17 protein-coding genes are annotated in these 23,231 nt (G+C 67.6%); 16 read left to right on the top strand and 1 reads right to left on the bottom strand.

Annotation, left to right across the window (positions count from 1 at the left end; genetic code table 11):
• Nucleotides 1-142 precede the first annotated feature (142 nt).
• The 3 genes from N5J73_RS17580 (at nt 143) to pncB (ending at nt 3,116) form a co-directional block, all read left to right on the top strand.
• A complete protein-coding gene (locus N5J73_RS17580) occupies nt 143-994 on the top strand; it encodes a glycosyltransferase (RefSeq protein ID WP_049444968.1) in 852 nt (283 codons plus the stop codon).
• Nucleotides 991-1,830, top strand: coding sequence for a glycosyltransferase family 2 protein (locus N5J73_RS17575; RefSeq protein WP_049444970.1), 840 nt, complete (start codon nt 991-993; stop codon nt 1,828-1,830). Before N5J73_RS17580 ends, N5J73_RS17575 begins: the two co-directional genes overlap by 4 nt.
• A gap of 107 nt (nt 1,831-1,937) precedes the next feature.
• Nucleotides 1,938-3,116, top strand: a complete 1,179-nt coding sequence (gene pncB / locus N5J73_RS17570; RefSeq protein ID WP_049444972.1) for a nicotinate phosphoribosyltransferase — start codon at nt 1,938-1,940, stop codon at nt 3,114-3,116.
• 25 nt (nt 3,117-3,141) lie between these two features.
• On the opposite strand, the gene N5J73_RS17565 is transcribed toward pncB, so the two are convergent.
• On the bottom strand, nt 3,142-3,507 hold the full coding sequence (locus N5J73_RS17565; RefSeq protein WP_049444974.1) for a hypothetical protein: 366 nt from the start codon (nt 3,505-3,507) through the stop codon (nt 3,142-3,144).
• A 460-nt stretch (nt 3,508-3,967) separates the two neighbouring features.
• Between N5J73_RS17565 and N5J73_RS17560 the strand changes: the two genes are divergently transcribed.
• From N5J73_RS17560 to bcsZ, 13 genes are all read left to right on the top strand, one after another.
• Entirely contained in the window at nt 3,968-4,507 is a 540-nt protein-coding gene (locus N5J73_RS17560) for a fimbrial protein (RefSeq protein ID WP_049444976.1), read from the top strand.
• Between the two features lie 85 nt (nt 4,508-4,592).
• Nucleotides 4,593-5,321, top strand: a complete 729-nt coding sequence (locus N5J73_RS17555) for a molecular chaperone (RefSeq protein WP_049444978.1) — start codon at nt 4,593-4,595, stop codon at nt 5,319-5,321.
• 92 nt (nt 5,322-5,413) lie between these two features.
• Nucleotides 5,414-7,978 carry a fimbria/pilus outer membrane usher protein gene (locus N5J73_RS17550; RefSeq protein WP_099588518.1) on the top strand — a complete coding sequence of 855 codons (2,565 nt, stop codon included), beginning with the start codon at nt 5,414-5,416 and terminating at the stop codon, nt 7,976-7,978.
• Complete coding sequence (locus tag N5J73_RS17545) at nt 7,969-9,006, top strand: fimbrial protein (protein WP_049444981.1); 1,038 nt, start codon at nt 7,969-7,971, stop codon at nt 9,004-9,006. The genes N5J73_RS17550 and N5J73_RS17545 overlap by 10 nt, the downstream gene beginning before the upstream one ends.
• A gap of 213 nt (nt 9,007-9,219) precedes the next feature.
• Nucleotides 9,220-10,758 (top strand): BcsE family c-di-GMP-binding protein, encoded by a 1,539-nt coding sequence (locus tag N5J73_RS17540; RefSeq protein ID WP_049444983.1) that lies wholly within the window; start codon nt 9,220-9,222, stop codon nt 10,756-10,758.
• Nucleotides 10,755-10,934, top strand: coding sequence for a cellulose biosynthesis protein BcsF (gene bcsF / locus N5J73_RS17535; RefSeq protein WP_033836073.1), 180 nt, complete (start codon nt 10,755-10,757; stop codon nt 10,932-10,934). The genes N5J73_RS17540 and bcsF overlap by 4 nt, the downstream gene beginning before the upstream one ends.
• Nucleotides 10,931-12,562, top strand: coding sequence for a cellulose biosynthesis protein BcsG (gene bcsG / locus N5J73_RS17530; protein WP_049444986.1), 1,632 nt, complete (start codon nt 10,931-10,933; stop codon nt 12,560-12,562). Before bcsF ends, bcsG begins: the two co-directional genes overlap by 4 nt.
• On the top strand, nt 12,562-12,741 hold the full coding sequence (gene bcsR, locus N5J73_RS17525) for a cellulose biosynthesis protein BcsR (RefSeq protein ID WP_049444988.1): 180 nt from the start codon (nt 12,562-12,564) through the stop codon (nt 12,739-12,741). Before bcsG ends, bcsR begins: the two co-directional genes overlap by 1 nt.
• Entirely contained in the window at nt 12,738-13,493 is a 756-nt protein-coding gene (gene bcsQ / locus N5J73_RS17520; protein ID WP_049444990.1) for a cellulose biosynthesis protein BcsQ, read from the top strand. The genes bcsR and bcsQ overlap by 4 nt, the downstream gene beginning before the upstream one ends.
• On the top strand, nt 13,493-16,117 hold the full coding sequence (bcsA, locus tag N5J73_RS17515) for a UDP-forming cellulose synthase catalytic subunit (RefSeq protein ID WP_049444992.1): 2,625 nt from the start codon (nt 13,493-13,495) through the stop codon (nt 16,115-16,117). Before bcsQ ends, bcsA begins: the two co-directional genes overlap by 1 nt.
• The gene (bcsB, locus tag N5J73_RS17510) at nt 16,114-18,477 is read left to right on the top strand and encodes a cellulose biosynthesis cyclic di-GMP-binding regulatory protein BcsB (protein WP_279941234.1); all 2,364 of its coding nucleotides are present in this window, start codon (nt 16,114-16,116) and stop codon (nt 18,475-18,477) included. Before bcsA ends, bcsB begins: the two co-directional genes overlap by 4 nt.
• Nucleotides 18,477-22,058: a cellulose synthase complex outer membrane protein BcsC gene (bcsC, locus tag N5J73_RS17505; RefSeq protein ID WP_049444994.1), complete on the top strand. Its 3,582-nt coding sequence runs from the start codon at nt 18,477-18,479 to the stop codon at nt 22,056-22,058. The genes bcsB and bcsC overlap by 1 nt, the downstream gene beginning before the upstream one ends.
• Nucleotides 22,042-23,175 carry a cellulose synthase complex periplasmic endoglucanase BcsZ gene (bcsZ, locus tag N5J73_RS17500; protein WP_049444995.1) on the top strand — a complete coding sequence of 378 codons (1,134 nt, stop codon included), beginning with the start codon at nt 22,042-22,044 and terminating at the stop codon, nt 23,173-23,175. The genes bcsC and bcsZ overlap by 17 nt, the downstream gene beginning before the upstream one ends.
• Nucleotides 23,176-23,231 lie beyond the last annotated feature (56 nt).

The following is a 23,231-nucleotide window of genomic DNA, read 5'->3' as shown; positions in this document are numbered from 1 at the left end:
CCGGACCCACCCCGCCAACCCCCAGGAACCCAGCTTTTGCTTCGGCTGTTGCTGTTGCCCTGGCCTGAGGCGGGTGCCGGGTGCAACCCGGCCGATACCCTCCCAGTGCTAGGCTGTGGCTACCGACAACCACGGAGGCGGGATGGGGGCGATCGTGTTGTTGCCGCTGTGCGTGGACGATGCCGCGCTCGACCGCTGCCTGGCTGCACTGGATGCGGGCACCGCGCCGGGCACCGCGGTCTGGCTGGCCGACGATGCACAGACCGGGCCGCGCGCGCAGGCGGTAGTGGAACACTGGTTGGCACAAACGCCATTGCAGGCTGAGTACACCCGGCGTGCACGGCCGCTGGGTGAAGTCGCCCACCTGGACGAGATGCTGCGGGCCTGCGATGGCATGGACGTGGCGGTGCTGGCACCGGACAGCGTGCCCGCGCCGGGCTGGCTGCAGCAGCTGCAGGATGCCTTCGCCCGCGATGCCGCCATCGCGACCGCAACCCCGTGGTGCAACGCCGGCGAAACCGCTGCGTGGCCCCGGCTGGGCGAGATCAATCCCGAACCGGACGATGCCGCGCTGCTGGCGCAGACCTGTGCGGGCCTGCCAACGCTGCACCCGGAGCTGCCGTCGGCAGTCACCCACGCGGTGCTGGTGCGGGGCAACGCGCGACGACGTGCCGGGGGCCTGGACGTGGACAGCTACGGCGGTTGGAACGCGGCACTGGTGGACCTGAGCCTGCGCATGGCTGGCCTGGGATGGCGCAACGTGTTGTGCGAGACCGCCTTCGTCAGCCGGGCAGGGGAGGCGATCAGCCGTGATGGCGATCTCGAGGCCCTGGCCGCACGCTGGCCGGGCTGGGTGCCGCGGTTGGCTGACTTCCTCATGCACGATCCGCTGCATGGCCTGCGTGCCGACCTGCAGCAGCGCATGCGGCAGGCGATAATGCCGAAGGAACAGGGGGACCTGTTCGTCCCGTCTGCGCCGGAGCCTCCCGTTTGAATGCTGCCATTGCCGCCATCGTCGTCACCTACCAGAGCGGCAGCACCATTGATGCCTGTCTCTCGCGTCTGCGCCAGGCGCAGGATGTGGCCGAGATCCGGGTGATCGACAATGGCTCGATGGATGGCACGCTGGACATCGTGCAGCGCCATGCCAGCCATGATCCGCGCGTGCGTTTCGTCGGCAATCCGGACAACCCCGGCTTCGCCGCCGCCAACAACCAGGGCGTGGCCGATTCGCACAGCCCATGGCTGGCCTTCATCAACCCGGACCTGATGGTCGAGCCGGACACCCTGGCTGAACTGCGCTCCCGTGCCGAAGCGCTGGGCGACTGCCTGCTGGGCGTCGAACAGGTGGACGAGCATGGCCATGCCGACGAGGCGGTGCGTCGCCGTGATCCGGATTTTCTGTTGATGCTGCGTTCGCCCGGCAAGGGCTCGAAGCTGGCGGTGCCGCGTGATCCCCACCAGGCGCTGCAGCGGGTGCCGGCCCTGTCCGGTGCGCTGCTCATGATGCCGCGTGCACTGTTCGACCGCATCGGCGGCTGGGACGCGGGCTACCGCCTGCATGCCGAGGACCTGGACCTGTGCCGCCGCGCACGCGAGGCCGGCGCGGTGGTGGCGATCGCCAACGATCTGCATGTCACCCATGTACGGGGCGTCTCCAGCCGCTCGCGGCCGTTCTTCGTCGAATGGCACAAGCACCGGGGCCTGTGGCGCTACTTCCAGAAGTTCGAGGCCGCGCAACGTTCGCTGCCGGTGCGGGCTGCGGTGTGGGCCGCGATCTGGGCGCATGCGCTGATGCTGGTGCCGCGCCTGCTGCGCAGGTCGTTGTAGAGCCGAGCCCACGCTCGGCTCAGGCAACAATCCAGCCGAGCGTGGACTTGGCTCTACGGAAGGCGGGCGCGCCCACGGTTCACTCCGCCGGGCGCATAATCCGCCCCATGCCTATCATCAAGTCCCTGCTCGACACCGACCTGTACAAGTTCACCATGATGCAGGCGGTGCTCCACCAGCACCCCGGCGCCCAGGTGCAGTACCGGTTCAAGTGCCGCACGCCCGGCATCGACCTGGCTCATTACATCGACCAGATCGACGAAGAGATCGACCACCTGTGCAGCCTGCGTTTCAGCGACGCGGAGCTGGATTACATGCGTGGGCTGCGTTTCGTGAAGCCGGACTTCGCCGATTTCCTCGGCCTGTTCCACCTCGACCGCAAGTACATCCAGTTGCGCGCGTCGAAGACCGTGCCCGGCGAGATCGAACTGGACATCACCGGCCCGTGGCTGCACACCATCCTGTTCGAAGTGCCGCTGCTGGCGATCATCAACGAAGTCTGGTTCCGCAACACCACCACGGCCGACTTTGCCGAGGGCGAGCGTCGCCTGCAGGCCAAGGCCGCGCTGCTGCGTGATACCCCGGGGTTCGAGCAGTGCCGCATCGCCGACTATGGCAGCCGCCGCCGGTACTCGCGCGACTGGCACGCCCGGCTGCTGCCGCTGCTGCGCGATGCGCTCGGCCCGCAGCTGGTCGGTACCAGCAACGTGCACTTCGCCCGCCTGTACGGCATGACCCCGCACGGCACCATGGCGCATGAGTATCTGCAGGCGTTCCAGGCACTGGGCCCGCGCCTGCGCGATTCGCAGGTGGCGGCACTGGAATCGTGGGCGCGCGAGTATCGCGGCGATCTGGGCATCGCGCTGTCCGACGTGGTCGGCCTGGATGCGTTCCTGCGCGACTTCGATATGTACTTCTGCAAGCTGTTCGACGGTGTCCGCCACGACTCGGGCGATCCGTTCGACTGGGGCGACCGCATGCTGGCGCACTTCCAGCAGCGCCGGGTGGATGCACGCAGCAAGGTGCTGGTGTTCAGCGATGGGCTCGACATCGCCAAGGTGATGCGCCTGTACGACTACTTCCGGGGTCGCTGCCAGGTCGCGTTCGGCGTCGGCACCCACCTGACCAATGATCTGGGGCCAACGCCGCTCAACATCGTCATCAAGATGGTCCGCTGCAACGGTCAGCCGGTGGCCAAGCTCAGCGATTCGCCGGGCAAGAGCATGTGCGACGACCCCGGCTACCTGGCCTACCTGCGCCAGGTCTTCGAGCTGCCGCCGGCGTAAACACGTCGGCTTGCAGCACGCCGGCTTACAGGTAGTCGACCACCACCAGGTAGGCGCCCTGCAGCGGCTGCTGCTTCGAGGCCTGCACGCTGTAGCGCTCGGAGAAGGCGATATCGCCGGCGCGCATCGCGCTGGCTGACACCGACAGCTTCTGGCCCTGGCGCTTGCCGTCGCGCAGCGTCGCGGCCTGGCCATCGGCCAGCGCCGTCACCGCCACCGTCGAGCCCTTGGCCGAGGGCGGGCAGGCGGCCAGGCTCAGCTCACCCTGGGACAGGTTCGTCGTGCAGCCCGGCTCGGCGATACGGCCGCTGAAACGGATGCTGCCGCTGTTGGCCTGGGCCAGCGCACTGACGGACATCAGGGCCACGCACAGCAGAATGGAGTTCCTCATGACACGTTCTCTGGTTCGGTGTGTCCTAGTTAGCGACAGGTTCGATCCGCCTTTAATAGGACGATTTCGAATCTGCTAGGGCCGTCACCAACAAAGAGTGATGCGCATCAAATAAGGTGATTTCCACCTTAAAAAGGCCTGTTCCGCGCATGCCGAACGCGTCACCAAGAGCGTCATGCAAGGTCGCTTGTGACCTGATCCCGGCCACCGTCCAATCCTCTGCGCGCCGCGCGATCTTATTTCGCTTACCACGTCACATTTAAGGCGTCAATGAATTGGCGTTCAGAAAAATAATGAGACTTTCATCACAGTTATGCATATACTTGCGTCACGGATTCAGGGGAAGGTATGTCCGAGTCCGGCCACAGGTGAGACGCAAGGATGGGTCTTGATAGCCCCGGCAGTGCTCCTTGCTTCCTCCTCTACTTCTCATCTCTTCAGTAGGGTTAGGTAAAAGCGAATGCACAAGATCAATATCATCGCCGCTCTGATGCTGGCCGCCGCTCCGCTGGCCGCCAACGCCGCCGACGGCACCATCACCTTCAACGGCAAGGTGACCGACAAGACCTGCACCATCTCGACCCCGGGCGGCAAGGACTTCTCCGTCAACCTGCCGACCGTGTCCAAGAACACCCTGGCCACCGCAGGTTCGGTTGCCGGCCGTACCCCGTTCGCCATCAACCTGACCAAGTGCAGCGCCGGCAACGTCGCGACCTACTTCGAGCCGGGTTCGACCGTTGACTTCAACACCGGCCGCCTGCTGAACCAGGCTTCGGCCAACGCTGCCACCAACGTGCAGCTGCAGCTGCTGGGTTCGAACAACCAGGTCCTGCCGATCAAGGCTGCTGGCGCTGGCCTGGCCCAGACCAACTCGCAGTGGGTCACCGTCGGCACCGACGGCTCGGCCGACCTGAACTACTACGCTGAGTACTACGCCACTGCCGCCGCCACCCCGGGCGACGTCACCAGCAGCGTCAAGTACACGATCATCTACAACTGATCGTAGCCGTACCCGCACTGGCCGGCGTACGCGCCGGCCAGTGCTCCGCGGCCTCTGGCCACACCCCTAGAGCGTAGTACTTCCGATGAAAGCATTCTTTCCCCGGGCGCTGCTGCTGGCAGCGTTCACGCTGCCCTTCTGCCAGAACGCTCTGGCCGGCGTGGTGGTCAATGGCACGCGAGTGATCTATCCGGCGCAGGCGCGCGAAGTCACTGTGCAGGTCGACAACGTGGGCGATTCGCCGGCGCTGGTGCAGGCCTGGATCGACAGCGGCGACGCCAACCAGACCGCCGATACCAGCGATGCCCCGTTCGTGCTGACACCGCCGATCGCGCGTGTCGAGCCGGGCCGCAGCCAGGCGCTGCGACTGATCTTCTCCGGCGCGCAGCTGCCGACCGACCGTGAGTCGGTGTTCTGGCTCAACGTGCTGGATGTTCCGCCGTCCCCGGACAACGCCGAAAGCGGCGAACAGAATTACCTGCAGGTCGCGTTCCGTTCGCGCCTGAAGCTTTTCTACCGGCCGCAGGGCCTGAAGGGCGTCGCCAACGACGCGCCGGCAGCGCTGCGCTGGACCCGCACGGGCGATCGCCTGCGGGTGGAAAACCCGAGCCCCTTCCACGTCACTCTGGCCGAAGTACATGCCGTGACCGGCAGCAGTGAAAAGGCCGTCGAGGACAAGGGCGCGATGGTCGCGCCGAAGCAGAGCCTGGAGTTCGCCGCACCGGCGGGCACCGACCAGGTCCGCTTCATCACCATCAACGACTACGGCGGCCGGGTGGAACACACCATCCGCCTCGGCAGCACCGGGGGCTGAACGCGCCGCGCCGGCCCCTGGCCCGCGCATCCCGCCACCGCCGCTGTGCGGCGAATTGAAGGAATGTCAGTGTGATCGGAAACAGATTGACATTGTCGATCCATCAGGCGCTGTGCCTGTTGGTTGCTGGCGTGGCCTGCCCAGGATGGGCGCTGGCTGCTCCGGCCAATCTCGGCGAACAGGCGCTGATGGCGCAGAGTGGTGCGGCCAATGCGCGTGCACCGGAATCGGCCCAGTTCAATTCCAGCTTCCTGTCGGGCCAGGCCAAGCAGGTCGACCTGGCGGCCTTCAGCAACGGCAACCCGATGGTGGCCGGCAACTACCGTGTCGACGTCTACGTCAACGGTGCCTGGCAGGGCCGTCGCGATCTGCAGTTCAAGGCCGATGCACAGGGCCGTGTCGATGCCTGCCTGCCGCTGCCGATGCTGGAAGAAATGGGCGTGGACAGCGAGGCCGTGCTGCTGCAGCAGGATCCGTCCGTGCCCACCGACAAGACCAGCTGCGTGCCGGTGCAGCAGCGCATGGCCAATGCGTATGGCGTCTATGACAGCGGCAACCTGCGCTACGACCTGAGCATTCCGCAGGTGTTCCTGCGCCGTGAGGCACGCGGTTACGTCAACCCGGCGCTGTGGGACCGCGGCATCAATGCCGGCTTCGTCGGCTACAGCTTCAATGCCATCGACAGCGACAGCCGCGTCGAAGGTGGCCAGCGCAACCGCAGCGCCTACCTTGGCCTCAATGCCGGCCTGAACCTGGGTGGCTGGCAGTTCCGCCACGATTCCAATCTGACCTGGTCCGAGGGCGACGGCCGCCATTGGCAGAGCATCGCGACCTATGCGCAGCGCGGCATTCCGCAGGTGCGCGGCATGCTCACCATCGGTGAGGCCTACACCACCGGCGAACTGTTCGATTCGATCGGCTACCGGGGTGCCAGCCTGGCCAGCGACGACCGCATGCTGCCCGACTCGCTGCGCGGCTACGCGCCGGTCGTGCGCGGTATTGCCGAAACCAACGCGCGCGTTGAAGTGCGCCAGAACCAGCAGCTGATCTACTCCTCCACCGTGTCGCCGGGCAGCTTCGTCATCGACGACCTGTACCCGACCGGCTACGGCGGCGATCTGGAAGTGAGCGTGATCGAGGCCGATGGCCGCCGCCGCGAATTCAAGGTGCCGTTCGGTTCGGTGCCGCAGATGCTGCGCGAAGGCGTGTCGCGTTACTCGCTGACCGCCGGCCAGGTGCGCAACAAGCTGCTGGCCGATGAGCCATGGCTGGTGCAGGGCACCTACCAGCGCGGCATCGGCAACCAGCTGACCCTGTACGGCGGCAGTGCACTGAGCGATGGCTACCTGTCGCTGCTGTACGGCGTCGGCCTGTCCACGCCGGTTGGCGCGTTCGCCGCCGACGTCACCCACGCCCGCACCACGTTCGACCACTACGGCAACCACACCGGTGCCAGTGTGCGCTTGAGCTACAGCAACATGATCGGCGAGACCGGGACCAACCTGACCCTGGCCGCCTACCGTTATTCGACCGAAGGCTTCTACAGCCTGCAGGACGCGCTGTATGGCCGTGATTCGGACAAGCGCGGCATCGACCCGACCACCCGCGGTCGTCAGCGCAGCCAGTTCCAGGTAACGCTGAACCAGCCGCTGGGCCGTCGCGGCGGCGCGCTGTACGTGACCGGCTCGGTGCGTGACTTCTACGACCGTTCCGGCACCTCCAAGCAGTACCAGGTGGGCTACAACAATGCCTGGCGCTCGGTGAACTACGGCTTCTCGGCACTGCGCACCGAAGAAGGCGTGCTGGGCCGTTCCGATACCCAGTACCTGCTGTCGATGAGCGTGCCGCTGGGCCGTGGTTCCCACCCTGTGTCGTTCAGCGCCGACCTCGGCGTGCGCGAGCGCGGTGGCTACGACAACAGCCGCGTCGGCATCACCGGCTCGGCCGGCGTCGACAACAACTTCAGCTACGGCGTGGCCCTGTCCGATTCCCGCGAAGGTGGCACCACTGCGGTCGGCAATGCCGAGTACCGCAGCCGCTACTCCGCGTTGAACGCCACCTACAGCCACTCGCGTGATTTCCGCCAGGCCTCGGTGGGTGCCAACGGCAGCGTGGTCGTGCATCCGGGCGGCTTCACCTTCACCCCGCAGCGTGGCGACACCATGGTGCTGGTGGAAGCGCCGGGCGCACGCGATGCAATCGTCAGCAACGCCCCGGGCCTGCGCGTCGATGGCCGCGGTTACGCGGTGGTCCCGTACGTGTCGCCGTACCGCCTCAACACCGTCACCCTCGACCCGCAGGGCATGGCCCACGACGTCGAACTGGAAAGCACCAGTCAGTCGATCGCGCCGTTTGCCGGTGCGATCAGCTACCTGCGCTTCGATACCCGCAAGGGCAACGCGCTGCTGATCCAGGTGCGCAACCCCGACGGCCGCACCATGCCGTTCGGTGCGCAGGTCAAGGACGAGCAGGGCCAGCCGGTGGGCATGGTCAGCCAGGGTGGCCGCCTGTACGTACGCAGTGAAAAGAACCAGGGCAGCCTGCTGGTGGAGTGGGGCGCCGGCGCCGATCAGCGCTGCACCGTCGATTACCAGGTTCCGGCGGGCGCCGATGCGTCCAAGACCGGCTTCATCCCGCTGGAGGCAGCATGCCGATGATTTCTTCCCGTGGCCGCAAGGCGCTGAGTGCCCTTGCATTGCTGGGCGGCGTGCTGCTGGCTCAGCAGGCCAGCGCCGCGTGCCGTATCCAGATCAATGGTTTCGTTGCACAGGACGTGCAGATGGACATGGGTCAGATCGTGATCCTGCCCAGCACGCCGGTAGGCGGCGTGATCAAGGAAATCAGCGTACCGATCAACCAGCAGAACAGCGTTGCCCGCTGCGACTACTGGAACGGTGGCTACTCCACCGGTGAGTATGTCAACGCACCGCAGAAGCGACCGGTGGCCGGGTTTGCCAACGTTTACGAGACTGGCGTCGCGGGTGTGGGCATCCGCCTGTTCCGCGACTCCGGCGCGATCCAGACCTACTACCCGCACTCCATCAATTTCGCTGCCAACTCCACCATCTCGCTGATCGGTGGCCAGTTCCGCATCCAGCTGATCAAGACCGCCGCGCAGACCGGTTCGGGCGTGATCGCACCGAACGGTCGATTCACCACCTATTACTTCGATGGTGACGGTCCCAGCCGTCCGGTGCTGACCTCGACGTTCAGGGGCTCGGGCACCACCGTGGTCAGCCCGACCTGTGAAGTGCAGGCCGGCAGCCGCAACATCGCCGTCGATTTCGGCAGCGTGCCCAACACCACCTTCACCGGTGTCGGTTCCAGGGCCGTCGACCGCGACTTCGAGATCCGCCTGAACTGCCAGGGCAGCAATGTCGCCGCCTACCAGAGCAAGATCGGCATCCGCCTCGACGCCGACCAGGACAGCTCGAACATGCCGGGTGTGCTGAAGCTCAGTGCGGCCACCAACAGCGCCACCCGCATCGGCATCCAGATGGTCCAGCGGGATGGCAGCACCGAGCGAGAAGTGCGCTTCGGCCAGACCGTCAATGTCGGTACCACCACCCCCGGCACCAGCACGATGACCTTGCCGCTGCGCGCCCGTTACGTGCAGACCCAGGCCGGCACGGTGGGTGCCGGCACTGCCAACGGGCAGGCGACGTTCACGATCCAGTACGAGTAGTACGCGCTTTCCATTGCTGAGTTTCGAGCCTCACGTCGCCCGTTCCGCGGGCGGCGTTGACTGCGTCTTGATCTCGCAAACGTGAAGATCAGGACTATCATGGCCGTACAGAAACATGAATGTGATGTACGTCATGAAAGTGACCTCCTTTTCACCGCAGCGCCTCCACTGCTGGGCTTTCCGCTCGGTTGAGGGGCAATGAAAGGATCCGGCGTGCCTGCGACCCACCTTGCCATTGCCGGATTGCCCGCCGAGTTCGTCGAGATGCGCAGCGGAGGCCTGTACTGGGTGGTGGCTGCCGGCAGCGCGTCGACGGACCTGCTCGGCGCCGGAGTGCTGGCCACGGCCGAGGCACTGGACGAGGCCGTGCTGGTCACGCTGGGGCGGGGGGCCGAATCGATGCTGGCGCTGCTGCCTGCCGACCAGGGGCCCGCCCACCTGCGGCTGTTCCAGCGCTCGCACCACGGCATGCAGCAGGCGTTGCACGGGCTGACCGGCGATCTGCCGCGCACCGCCTCGGCGCGCACCCGGCTCAGCCTGGTGCAGTTCCCGGTGGCGGCGCTGGACGGCTGGGATGATGCCCGGCTGGCGCGCTGGTGCCAGCGCCTGCAGGAATGGGCCGGACAGGCGCAGCAGGTGCTGCTGTTGCTGTGCCACGGCGAAGTGGCGACCCTGGCCCCGCGCCTGTTGTCACTGAGCCGGAGCTGCGCCGGTGTGGCCCAGCTGCATCCGCATCGTGGCGCTCTGCAGCTGCTGCTGCATTACTGGTCCAACAGCCATGGCGTGGTGGCCCAGCGATCGTTCGGCGTCGAGCAGGAAAACCGCGGGCTGCGCCATTTGGCCGAGGCCGATGCCGCCGAGACTGGGATCGATGCGACCAGTGGCAGTGACCGCGATGTCTTCCTGGCCCAGGCCGAAGTGCTGGAAGGTGCGCCGCCGTTGTCGGCGGCCTGGCGCCTGTATGACGGCTGGGCCGGATTGCTGCCGGCCGCGCTGCAGGCGCGGGAGGCCACTGTGGTGCTGGCCATCGACGAGAATGCCAAGGTGGATGCACTGGCCCGCCTGCTGCACCGCCTGCGCCGCGAACGTGGCAATGCGCTGAAGCTGGTGGTGCGCGAGCTGCAGCCCTGCCTGCGCTACGCCGATGAGCGGCTGCTGATGCAGTGCGGTTGCAGCCTGGTGGTGCCGTCAGCTACGCCTTTGCCGCGACTGCTGACCCTGCTGGAAACCGTGCAGCGGCAGCGTTGGCAGGGCCAGCTGGCGGAAGAACCAGAGCCGCTGATCCGTTCGCATCGACCGCCATCGGTGAGTGGCCTGGTCAACGCCGCACGCTTCCGCCAGATCGCAGGTGATCGCATCGACCAGGACGGTAGCGCGGTGGAAAGCGCCGTGCTGGCGCTGCAGCCGGTGGCCGGCCTGCGTGCCGAGCAGACCCTGCAGCAGCTGCGCATCCGCCGCCAGGGCGATCTGGCCTGTGTCTACCGCGGGCAGGTACGCCTGTTCCTGTTTGGTTGCCGGCGTGATGCGGTCGAGCAGGCCCTGGGCAATCTGTTCCGCCTGCCCTGGCGCGAGCTTTTCGATGGCTACCAGCGCCTGGCCGAGTACGACATTGCAGCGATGAACGCCCGCAGCAGCGATCCGGAGGCCGAAGTACTGCCTGAAGCCCCCGCGGTCCTGCCGGCAGTGGCCCCGGCGCCGGAGGCACCTGTTTTCACCGCCCCGAAGCCGCTGCGACTGGGAGATCACGCATGACCACCGACCAGCAACTCTGGACCCTGATCGTCGCTTGCGCGCTGGTGATGATTCCCTTCGGTGCCATGCTTGGCACGCTGTGGCGTGGGCTGCGCCGCCGTGTCGCGCGCTGGCTTCCACCCCGCCACCTGCGCCGCGCCGGCGTGCGCCAGCGTGCGCCGCGGAGGGCTGCATGAGTCCGCAGATGGTACCGGCATCCCCCTTCGCCTGGGCCGACCTGCGAGGCTGGAACCTGTATTTCCTATCCAAGGTGGTACTGGCCTGGATGGGCGCGCTGGATCTGAAGATCCTGCCCAACCTGCTGTTCCTTGGCGCGCTGCTGATCCCACTGCGCTGGCGCTGGGCACGCATCGCGCGCACCGTCGTCGCGGTACCAGTGGGCGTGGCTCTGTACTATCAGGACACCTGGTGGCCGCCGTTCCGGCGCCTGTTGGTGCAACCTGGCGTGCTGGACTTCTCGGCGGACTACTGGCTCGAGCTGGCCCAGCGCTTCATCAACTGGCAGATGGTGGCGGTGCTGGCGATGCTGGTGCTGGCCTACGTACTGCTCAAGCCGTGGCTGCGCATCACCACGCTGAGCGTGCTGGGCATGCTTGGCCTAGCTGTGATGGCGATACCGATGCCGGCGGGCTGGAACTGGGGGCAGGGTACCGCCACCGCGGCCACCGCCAGCGCCGGAGGCACCTCAGGTGGCGGCCTGCCGCCGGCCAACAACGAGACGCTCAATGCATGGCTGGCCAGCTTCTACCAGCAGCAGGCCAGCCTCAAGACCAGCTTCCCCGCACCGGGCAGCGGCGCGCCGTTCGACGTCATCATCCTCAACATCTGCTCGCTGGCATGGAGCGATCTGGATGAAGTGGGGCTGCGCCAGAACAACCTGCTCGACCACATGGACGTGGTGTTCGACGACTTCAACTCGGCAACCGCCTACAGTGGCCCGGCGGCGATCCGCCTGCTGCGCGCCAGCTGTGGCCAGACCTCGCATACCGGCCTGTTCGATCCGGTGCCGGCCGAGTGCCAGCTGTTCTCGAACCTGCAGCGTCTGGGCTTCCAGAGCAAGCTGGCGATGAACCACGACGGTCACTTCGACGACTTCATCGGTGAACTGCACCAGTATGGCGGGCTGCAGGCGCAGCCGATGGATATCAGCGCATTTCCGACTGCGCTGGTGGCCTTCGACAAGTCGCCGTTGCGCCGCGATGGCGATGTGCTGATGGCGTGGTGGAAACAGCGGCTGGCCGAGTCCAGCCAGCAGGTGGCGCTGTTCTACAACACGATCTCGCTGCACGATGGCAACCGCATCGTCGGCGCCGATGGCCGTTCGAATGCCGCCGACTACAAGGCACGTGCGGAAATGGTGCTGGGCGACATGGCCGGTTTCGTCGAAGCCGTGGAAAGGAGCGGGCGCCGCGCGATGATCGTGGTGGTGCCTGAGCACGGCGCGGCCCTGCATGGCGACCGCATGCAGATTCCGGGCATGCGTGAGATTCCCAGTCCATCGATCACCCACGTGCCGGTGGGCGTGAAGCTGATCGGCATGGGCGCGCCGGCGGCCGGCGGCCCACGTCATGTGCCCGAACCGAGCAGCTACCTGGCGGTGTCCGAGCTGGTGTCGCGCGTGTACGCGCTCAATGCCCAGTCGCCGCCGAGCGAGCGCAACTGGAACAGCCTGCTGAAGGGTCTGCCGCAGACACCGTCGGTATCGGAGAACGAAGGCGCAAAGGTCATCGAGTACGCTGGCAAGCCCTGGCTGCAGCTGCAGGGCAGCCAGACCTGGAGCCCCTACCCGGAGGAGGCGCGCTGATGCCTGCCGACATTCTTGCCGTGCCGGTCACGCTGTCCGTGGAAGAGGACGACATCGACCTGCTGCGCCGCAGCCTGGACATGCCGGGGCTGCCCTACGTGGACTTCTCGGCCCAGCATGAGCGTGCCCAGGCGCTGGCGCGTTGGCCATTGCTGGCTGAACTGGAGCCGCGCAGATGAGCACCTTGCTGTCGCTGCAGGGCATCCATGGCGGAACCGGCGTCACCACGGTGCTGGCCGCACTCGGCCAGGGCCTGCATGCCCAGGGCCAGCGCGTGCTGCTGGTCGAATGCAGTCCGGACCAGATGCTCGGCCTGCACCTGGGCCTGCCGGCCGATGTCGACAACGGCTGGGCGCGTGCGCAGCTGGACGGCACGGATTGGCGCGATGCCGCCTATGCCATCGCAGCGGGGCTGGCGGTGCTGCCCTACGGTCGTGTCGATGCCGGGGCTGCGATGCGCATCGAACAGCAGCTGCAGCAGGCACCGGCCACCTGGGCCGAACGCATTCCGCTGCTGGAGACCCAGTTCGACTGGATCCTGTTCGACCTGCCGCAGCGCCTGCCGGCGCACGCTGCGGCCATCAACCAGCACGCGCGCTGCACGCTGCCGCTGCGCCTGGCCTGTGTCGATCCGGTCAGCCATGTGTTCCTGCAACGACAGCCGGATGACACCCGCCTGCTGCTGGCCAACCGCTATGACCCGGTCATTCCGGTGCAGCGCGATCTGATGCAGCTGTGGCTGCACGCGCACGGGGCGCGGCTGGTGCCGCAGCCGCTGCACGAGGATGCGCGGGTGCCGTCCGCATTGGCCAGCAAGCAGCCACTGGGCCGCTATGCGACCGATTCGCTGGCCGCCGCCGATGTCGACGGGCTGGTGCTGTGGTGCCTGGCCGAAGGCGCGCGGCGCCAGGCCGCGGCGGGAGGACGCTGATGGGCGCCCGCGTCTATTACCTGGACTGGGGACGCCTGCGTGAGCGGGTGCATGCGTCCTGGCCGACGCGGGCAATGCTGTGGCTGCTGCAATGCGTGGGCTGGGCGTTCCTGCGCCTGGAAGGGCCGGCATGGCAGGCGCAGGCGCCGCGCCTGCGCAACGCCTTCCCGCAGATACAGGGCGACCGTCGCTGGCGCCCGGGTGATCCCCTGCGATTGCTGATCCAGGCCATGTGGCTATCGCTGGTGCGGTTGGTACCGCAGCCCTCGCTGAGGCGGCAACGGTTGGCCCAGGCCCGGCGCGAACGCATTGCCGAACTGCGTGGCGCGGCTGGTCGTGGCCGCCTGCGCTATCTGCGCGCGATGCGCGATGCGCCCAGTGAGTTCTGGAACAGCCGCGTGGCGGCCTGGTTCGGCCGGAAGGTGGGCAGCCTGTCGCCACGTTCGCGGCACCTGCTGACCCTGCTGGTCGGGTTGGCCACGCTGGGGCTGGCGGCGCTGTGCATCACCCAGCCGTTCACCTATCTCGCACAGTTCGTGTTCGTTGCACTGCTGTGGGCCATCGCGCTGCTGGTGAGGCGCATGCAGGGGCGCTATGCGACGCTGGTGCTGGTCGTGCTCTCGATCACCGTGTCCTGCCGTTACCTGTGGTGGCGCTATACCGCCACGCTGAACTGGAACAGCACCTTCGACCTGGTCTGTGGCGTGGTGCTGCTGGCGGCGGAAACCTATTCCTGGCTGGTGCTGATGCTGGGCTACGTGCAGGTGGCGTGGCCGCTGCGCCGCCGCCCGGCGCCGTTGCCGGCCGACATCCGCCAGTGGCCGACGGTGGATGTGCTGATTCCCACCTACAACGAAGACCTGGCGCTGGTGCGGCACACCGTGTACGCAGCGATGGGCCTGGACTGGCCGGCAGACAAGCTGCGCATCCACATCCTCGATGATGGCAAGCGCGAAGAATTCCGCGCATTCGCTGAGCGCGCCGGGGTCAACTACATCACCCGCGCCGACAACCGCCATGCCAAGGCCGGCAATCTCAACCACGCCCTGACCCTGATCGATGGCGAGCTGGTGGCCATCTTCGACAGCGACCACCTGCCGGTGCGTTCGTTCCTGCAGATCACCTGCGGCTGGTTCCTGCGTGACCCGAAACTGGCGCTGGTGCAGACCCCGCACCACTTCTTCTCGGCCGATCCGTTCGAACGCAACCTGCAGGTGTTCCGCAGCGACCCCAACGAAGGCGAACTGTTCTACGGCCTCGTGCAGGACGGCAACGACCTGTGGAACGCGGCGTTCTTCTGCGGTTCCTGCGCAGTACTGCGGCGCGAGGCCATCGATGCCATCGGCGGGTTTGCCACCGAGACCGTCACCGAAGATGCGCACACCGCGCTGCGCCTGCATCGCAAGGGCTGGAACTCGGCCTACCTGCGCATTCCGCAGGCGGCCGGCCTGGCCACCGACAGCCTCGGCGCGCATGTCAACCAGCGCATCCGCTGGGCACGCGGCATGGTGCAGATCTTCCGCATCGACAACCCGCTGCTGGGCAAGGGCCTGAGCCTGTTCCAGCGCTTCTGCTACGCCAACGCGATGCTGCATTTCCTGGCCGGTATTCCGCGCCTGGTGTTCCTCACCGCGCCGCTGGCGTTCCTGCTGCTGCACGTCTACATCATCTATGCGCCGGCGCTGGCCATCCTGCTGTTCGTGGTGCCGCACATGGCCCACGCCAGCCTTACCAACGCACGCATCCAGGGCAAGTACCGGCGGCCGTTCTGGGGCGAGGTGTACGAGACGGTGCTGGCCTGGTACATCGCACGGCCCACCACCGTGGCACTGTTCAGCCCGGGCCGTGGCAAGTTCAACGTCACCGACAAGGGCGGCACCCAGGCCGGCGATCGATTCGACTGGCGCGTGGCGCAGCCCTACCTGGTGCTGGCGCTGCTGAACGTGCTTGGCCTGTGCTTTGCCGTGTGGCGCTTCATGCACGGGCCGCTCGATGAACGCGGCACGGTGGTCGTCAGTTCGCTGTGGGTGCTGTACAACCTGCTGATCATCGGCGGCGCGCTGGCGGTGGCCGCTGAAGTGCAGCAGGTGCGGCGCACGCACCGCGTCACCACCCACCTGCCGATGGCGCTGCGGGTACCCGATGGCCGCCGCCTGCGCGGCGTGCTTCAGGATTACTCCAACGATGGCGTGGGCGTCGAGCTTGGCGAAGACGCACAGCTGGCCGAGGGCCAGCGCGTGCAGGTGCTGCTGGGGCGGGGCCGCCGCGAATTCGCGTTCCCGGCGCGGGTGCAGCGCACGGTCGGCCAGCGACTGGGCCTGCTGTTGCTGTTCGAGGACGAACGCCAGCGCGTGGAGTTCGCCCAGTGCACCTTCGCCCGCGCCGATGCCTGGCTCGACTGGCACGCCGGTTACCAACCCAAGAGCCTGCCGCGCAGCCTGTGGAGCGTGCTGGTCCTGGGCTGGCGCGGCTATCGGCGGATGGGTGATTTCGCACCGTTCGACCTTGACCGCCCGGCACACTGGAACCGTCGCCTGCTGCGATGGCTGGCCAGCTTTGCTCCGCAACGTCCGCTTCCTTCCCACCCGGCTGACCCAGCCGCTGATCCAGGGCTTCGTCCATGACCCTTCCGTCCTCTCTGCGTTGGCTGCTGCTGCCCCTGCTGGCCCTGCCCGTGGCGTCAGGCAACAGCGCGCCTGCTCCGCCGCCGGTCGCCCCTCCCACCACAGCGCCTGCCGCGCCGCCGGTGCCGAGCGTGCCGGCCGCACCCGCCACCACGCCCGCCGCCGGTACCGAGCCCGCGCTGGCGCAGACCTGGGCGGGCAGCGCCTGGCCCTGGCAGCGGCAGAACACCTTCGCGCAGCTGGGGCGCCGCCAGGACACGCTGCTGTCGGGGGTGCGCAATGCCACCACCTTCGAGTTCCAGGTGCGCCGTGACCGCCTGGTCCGCGATGCGGAACTGGATCTGAGCTTCACGCCTTCACCATCGCTGCTCCCGACCCTGTCGCACCTGCGGGTCTACCTCAACGACGCGATGATGGGCGTGGTGCCGATCAGCAACGACCAGCTGGGCCGCCCGGTGCAGGCCAAGCTGCCGCTGGACGCGCGCCTGATTGCTGATTTCAACCAGGTCCGCCTGGAATTCGTCGGCCACTACACCGACATCTGCGAAGAGCCGACGCACAGCTCGCTGTGGGTCAACCTGTCCAGCAACAGCACGCTGCGCCTGGGTGGCCAGCCGCTGGCGATGCAGGATGACCTGGCCAACTTCCCGCTGCCGTTCTTCGATCCGCGCGATACCGCACGGCTGGAACTGCCGGTGGTGTTCGCCGCCGCACCGAGCCTGGCGCAGCAGCGCGCGGCGGCGGTGATGTCCTCGTACTTCGGCAGCCTGTCCGGCTGGTGGCGCCAGGCGCGCTTCCCGGTCAGCTTCGGCACGCTGCCGGACAAGGGCCACGCGGTGGTGCTGGCGGTCAACGGCAGGTTCCCGCCGGTGATCGCCAACCATGCCCCGGTGAAGGGCCCGATGATCGAACTGATGTCGCTGCCGGAGGATCCGCAGCGCAAGCTGCTGCTGGTGCTGGGCCGCAACGATGACGACCTGCAGAAGGCGGTGGCCGCGATGGCGGCCGGCAACGTGCTGTTCCGCGGCCGCCAGGTCAGCGTCGACGAGATCAAGCCGCTGGTCCCGCGCAAGCCGTACGACGCACCGAACTGGGTACGTACCGACCGCGCCGTCCGCCTGGCCGAACTGCTCGACTACCCGCAGCAGTTGCACGCCAACGGCGTGTCGCCGCAGCCGATCACGGTCAATCTCAATCTGCCGCCGGACCTGTTCATCTGGCGCAACCAGGGCATTCCGCTGAACCTGCGCTACCGCTACACGCCGCCGTTCGGCAGCGATGAGTCGCGGCTGGGCGTGGCGATCAACGACCAGTTCATCTCCAGCTTCCCGCTGGTGCGTCGCAACGGCAAGCAGGGCCTGGAGGAAATCCGCCTGCCGGTGCTGGCCGGCGATGCAGGTGCCGACGACGGGCGTCTGCTGATTCCGGCACTCAAGCTGGGCGACCGCAACCAGCTGCGCTTCGATTTCAACTTCGCCAGCGTGATGGGCAGTGCGCAGCGCGACCACTGCCAGACCGTGCTGCCGCCCAACCTGCAGGCAGCGATCGAAGAAGACTCGACCATCGACTTCTCCGGTTTCCATCACTACATGGGCCTGCCGGACCTGTCTGCGTTCGCACTCAGCGGTTTCCCGTTCACCCGCATGGCCGATCTGTCGGAGACGGTCGTGCTGGTGCCGCCCAGCGCCAGCGAAGCACAGGTCAGCCTGCTGCTGAACCTGATCGGTGGGCTGGGCGTGCAGAGTGGCTACCCGGCCTATGGCCTGCGCCTGTCCGATGACTGGAAGCAGGCCAACGCACTGGATGCGGACCTGCTGATGCTGGGCGCCTTGCCGGCCGAACTGCGCGGCAGCCAGCAGCTGTCGCTGCTGATCGACGACCAGCGCACGCGCCTGCTCAACGGCCAGTCACCGTCGCCGCAGCAGGCGATGGAACAGGCCCGCCGTGGCAGCCGCGATGGCGACCCGGCGGTGACCGAAGTAGCAGTGAGCGCGCAGGCACCGTTTGCCGCGATCATTGGCATGCAGTCGCCGAATCATGCGCAGCGCAGCATCGTTTCGCTGGCCGCCAGCAATGCCGCCGACTACGGCCTGCTCGACGATGCACTCAGCGATACCGGCAAGCGCGAAGCCATTGCCGGTTCGGTGGCGATCCTGCGTACCTCGGGCATCCACAGCCAGTTCGTCGGCGATCATTACTACGTTGGCGCGCTGCCGTGGTGGCTGCTGCTGTGGTACCACCTGGCCGACCACCCGGCACTGCTGGCGGTGCTGGCCACGCTGGTGGTGCTGATGGTCGCTTTCCTGCTGTGGCGCACGCTGCGCTGGGTCGCGGCCAAGCGCCTGGACCCGGGGCACTGATGGCACGTACGCGGCATCCGCTGGTCACCGCGTCCGGCCTGATCCTGTTGGGACTGGCCGGTGTCGGGCCCTGCGCGGCGCAGGCCCTGCCCGATACACCGGGCGGAACCGTCGCCGAGCAGCGCCAGTGGCTGCTGCAGCAGGTGCGCATCGGCGAGGCTACCGGTCGCCAGAGCCTGATCGAAGACGCGCTGGCGCGGCTGCGCATGCTGGCACCGGATGATCGCGACACGCTGGTGGCGATCCTGGAAGTGCAGTTGTCGCAGCAGAAGCTGCAGGATGCCGAGGCGACCCTGAAGCGCCTGCGCGAGATCGGCGCGGGTACCCGTGAACTGGCCGCCGGCGAACGCCTCTGGCAGGCCTACCGTGGTGACCTGCAGCAGGACCTGCAGCAGGCGCGTCTGTTCGCTGCCGGTGGTCGCAGCGCCGAAGCGCTGGCGATCTACCGGCGCCTGTTCAACGATGACCCGCCCGGCCTGCAGCTGGGCCTGGAGTACTGGCGCCTGCGCGGCGCCCAGGCGGATGGGCGTGCACAGGCGATCCGTGCGCTGAGCGAACTGGACCGCAGTTATCCGGGCAATGTGCCGTTGCTGCAGGCGCTGTCGCAGATGCTGTTCGCGGCCGGCCGCGATGCCGAGGCGCTGGCCGCGCTGCAGCGCATGGGGCGTAATCCGGAAGCCCGCGGCATGGCGGCGGACGCCGAGTGGGCCTACCTGAAGGATCAGCCGGCCGACGACCGCAGCGTGCGCCGGCTGCAGGACTTCATTACCCGCAACCCGACGTTTGCCGACATCGCGTTGGTACGCGAGCGCTACACCGACCAGCACAAGCGGGTCAGCGACCCGGCGTGGCGCGCCGGCCTGCGTGGCCAGCAGTTGCTCGATGCCGGCCGCAATGAAGAGGCCGAGCGCGCCTTCCTGCAGGCCCTGCGCGGTTATCCGCGCGAGCCCGACCTGCTGGGGGGGCTGGGCATGGCGCTGATGCGCCAGGGCCGCCGCGAGCAGGCCATCAACTATTTCCAGCGTGCGGTGCAGGCCACCCCGGCCGGTGACAGCAACGACAAGTGGCGTGACCTGATCGCAAGCACCCGCTACTGGCTGCAGCTGGACCAGGCCGACGCGGCGCTGGCCGCCGGCCGGCTGGACGAGGCCGAGCGACTGTACGCGCAGGCGCGCCGCCAGCAGCCCCGCGACGTCAATGCTGCACTGGGCCTGGTCGACGTGGCCGTGGCCCGCGGCGATGACGCCGCAGCCGAACGCCAGTTGCAGCTTGCCCGGCGGATGGCGCCCAACGATGCCAACGTGATCCGCAAGCTGGTGCAGCTGTACGGCCGAACCGATCCGCAGCGGTTGGAAGCCTTCATCAACGCATTGCCCGCTGCCCAGCGCAGGCTGTATGCCGAAGATCTGCGCCAGCTGCAGATCAGTCGACTGCGTGAGCGCCGCGAGCAGGCGTTGGCGGCCGGCGATGCAACCACTGCGATCACGTTGGGGCAGCAGCTGCGCGGGGAACTGCCGGGCGATGCATGGCTGGCCTACGCGCTGGGCAACGAGCTGCGCACCGCCGGCCGGCAGGACGAAGCTGACGCGGTGGTGGCCGACATGGCCACGCACAACGACAGTGCCGAAGCGCGCTACGCGCAGGCGCTCTTTCTGTCGGGATCCGATCGGCTGCCGCAGGCACTGGCGGTGCTCGATGCGCTGCCGCAGGCGCAGTGGGACGATGACATCCGCGCGCTGTCGGCGCGCCTGCAGCGGCAGCAACTGGTCGATCATCTGTGGGATCTGCGTGCGCAGGGCAGGGAGGCCGAAGCCATCGCGCTGCTGCAGCAGCAACCGCCCAGCACCGACAACGACCTGCTGATGGCCGAATGGGCGCGCCTGCGCGGCGACCACGCGCAGGCGCTGCACTACTACCAGCGCGTGCTTGCTGCACAGCCGGGGAATGTGGATGCGCAGCTGGGCCAGGTGCAGGCCTGGATCGGTACCGGCGATCTGGCCAGCGCACGCGGCCAGATGCACGACGCACCGCCGGCAGTGGACGATGCCGAAATCGGCCAGCAGCGCCGGCTCGCCACGATCTGGACCGACCTGCGCGAGGACAGGAAGGCCTTGGCGATCCTGCGCGCGCTGCTGGCGCGCAAGACCGGGCCCGATGCACAGTCCTGGCGTGACGCGGCACGACTGGTGCGCCGCGATGATCCACAGCAGGCGCTGGACATGTACGCGCAGGCGATGGCCGACAACGGCCTGTTGGCTTCCAGCCAGGCCACGCCGCGCGACAACCGCGCGCTGACCCTGGCCAGCCGCGAGACGGCCGGCGATGACTGGTTGCGGCGCAGCCTGCGCAGCGACGTAGAGACCCTGTACCAGCAGGAGAATCCCACCCTGACGGTGATGCAGGACACCGGCCGCCGTAGCGACGGAACCCCGGGTATTTCGCGGCTGTCGCGCGATACCCGCATCGCGCATCTCGACGCGCCGTTCGCCGGTGGCCTGGGCTGGGCGCGCATCGAGCAGGTGAGCTTCGATGCCGGCCGCTTCCAGACCGAAGGGAACGGCGCCTACGACGAGGATTTCGGCAGCTGCGACCTGGATCTGCTGCAGGCCGACAACAGCCGCCTGCGCGCACCGGGCTGCACCCGTTTCGTGCACCAGCGGCGCACCTCCGGTGCCGGCTTCGCCGTCGGCTGGCGCACCCTGGATGACCGCTGGAACTTCGATATCGGCCACACCCCGTCCAACTACGTGGTCGGCAACTGGCTCGGCGGTGTAACCCTCAATGGTGACCTCGGGCGCTTCGGCTGGGGGGCCACGGTGTCGCGGCGGCCGATGACCAATTCGCTGCTGTCGCAGGCCGGTGCGGTCGATCCGCGCAGTGGCGTCAGCTGGGGTGGCGTCACCGCCAACGGCGTGACCTTCAGCCTCGGCTACGACCAGGGTGGCCGCGATGGCGTGTGGTCGAACTGGAGCTGGCATCGGCTGACTGGCCACAATGTGGTCGACAACACCCGCGCACGCGCGATGGTGGGCTGGTACCACAAGCTGATCCAGCGCCCCGACATGCGGCTGGATGTGGGTACCACCGCGATGTATTGGCGCTACCAGAAGGACCTGGGCGGCTACTCGCTGGGCCAGGGCGGCTACTACAGCCCGCAGCGCTATGCATCGCTGAGCCTGCCGGTCAGCTTTGCCTGGCGCAACGACGTGTGGTCGGTGCGCCTGGATGGCTCGGTCAGTGTGTCCAGTGCGCGTACCTCGTCGATCAGCCGTTTCCCCGACCAGGCCTTGATCGAGCGCGTGATTGCACAGCTTGAGCCGCAGTACGGCCCGCTGCGGCTGGACGAGGCCGGCCTGTACACCGGTGACAGCAGCAGCACGGGTACCGGGTACCGCCTGTACGGCGCGGTGGAACGCCGCCTCGGCGACCACCTCGTGCTGGGCGCTGCCGGCACCCTTCAGCGCAGCCGCGATTTCTCGCCGAATTCGTTCCAGCTCTACCTGCGCTACACCTTCAAGCCCTGGCAGGGGAACCTGCCGCTGCCCGTATCACCATTGGTGCCCTATGGCGAATTCCGCTGATCTGCGGCGACGGCGCCTGCTGCAGGCGGTCGCCACGCTGCCGCTGCTTGGCTGGCGCAGTGCGCTGGCCGCGCCCGCACCGCGCTGGCCGGCGTGGCAGGTACTGCTCGACAGCAGCCTGAGCCGTGATGGACGCATGATCGATCGCAGCCAGGACGATCAGCGCAGCACCTCCGAAGGCCAGTCCTATGCCTTGTTCTTCGCCCTGGTCGACAACGACCAGGCGCTGTTCGACCGCATCCTGGGCTGGACCCAGGACAACCTCGCCGAAGGCGACATGGGCAAGCGCCTGCCCGCCTGGCTGTGGGGACGCGATGACGTCGGAGCGTGGCGGATACTGGATGGCAACCCGGCTTCGGACTCCGATCTCTGGCTGGCCTATGCGCTGCTGGAAGGCGCGCGGCTGTGGCGCCGTCCCGCGCTGAAGGCCATCGCCGAGGGCATGCTCGCGCAGGTGCGGGCACGCGAGATCGTGGACCTGCCTGGGCTCGGCCCGATGCTGTTGCCGGGCCCACAGGGATTCATCGAAGGGGACGCCACGCGGGTCAACCCCAGCTATCTGCCACTGCCGCTGCTGCGCCGCTTTGCGGTGGAGAATCGCGGCGGGCCGTGGCAGGCACTGGCGCGCAACAGCGTGCAGCTGTTGCAGCAGAGCAGCCCGCACGGGTTTGCACCGGACTGGGCGGCCTGGAAAGGCAATCGCTTCGTCGTCGATCCGGTGCGCGGTGCGGTCGGCAGCTACGATGCGATCCGCTGCTACACCTGGGCAGGCATGACCTCGCCGCGCGATCCGTTGTTCCGCACGCAGCTGGCGGCCCTGCCCGGGCCGCTGCAGCGCCTGCGCAGTGGTGCGCCGATGTGGGAAAAGATCGACACCCGCAGTGGCCAGGGGCAGGGCGAAGGCAACTACGGATTCCGTGCGGCCTTGCTACCGTATCTGATCGCGCAGGGCGACGCGGAGCACGCGCAGTCGCTGCGGGCCAGCCTGCCCAGCGCCGAACAGCAGCGTGCTGATGCACCGGCCTATTACTCGCAGATGCTGGCCCTGTTCGGCTTGGGCTGGGCTGAAGGACGCTGGCGTTTCGCCGCCGACGGTCGGCTGCAGCCGCGCTGGTAGCAGCAGTACTGCGGGGGGCAGATCCCATTGCACGGCAATGGGCTCCGACCCTCAGC

This window comes from Stenotrophomonas sp. GD03654, from assembly GCF_029845105.1.
Taxonomy (GTDB): Bacteria; Pseudomonadota; Gammaproteobacteria; order Xanthomonadales; family Xanthomonadaceae; genus Stenotrophomonas; species Stenotrophomonas africana.
This window is presented reverse-complemented; position numbering and strand designations above follow the sequence as displayed.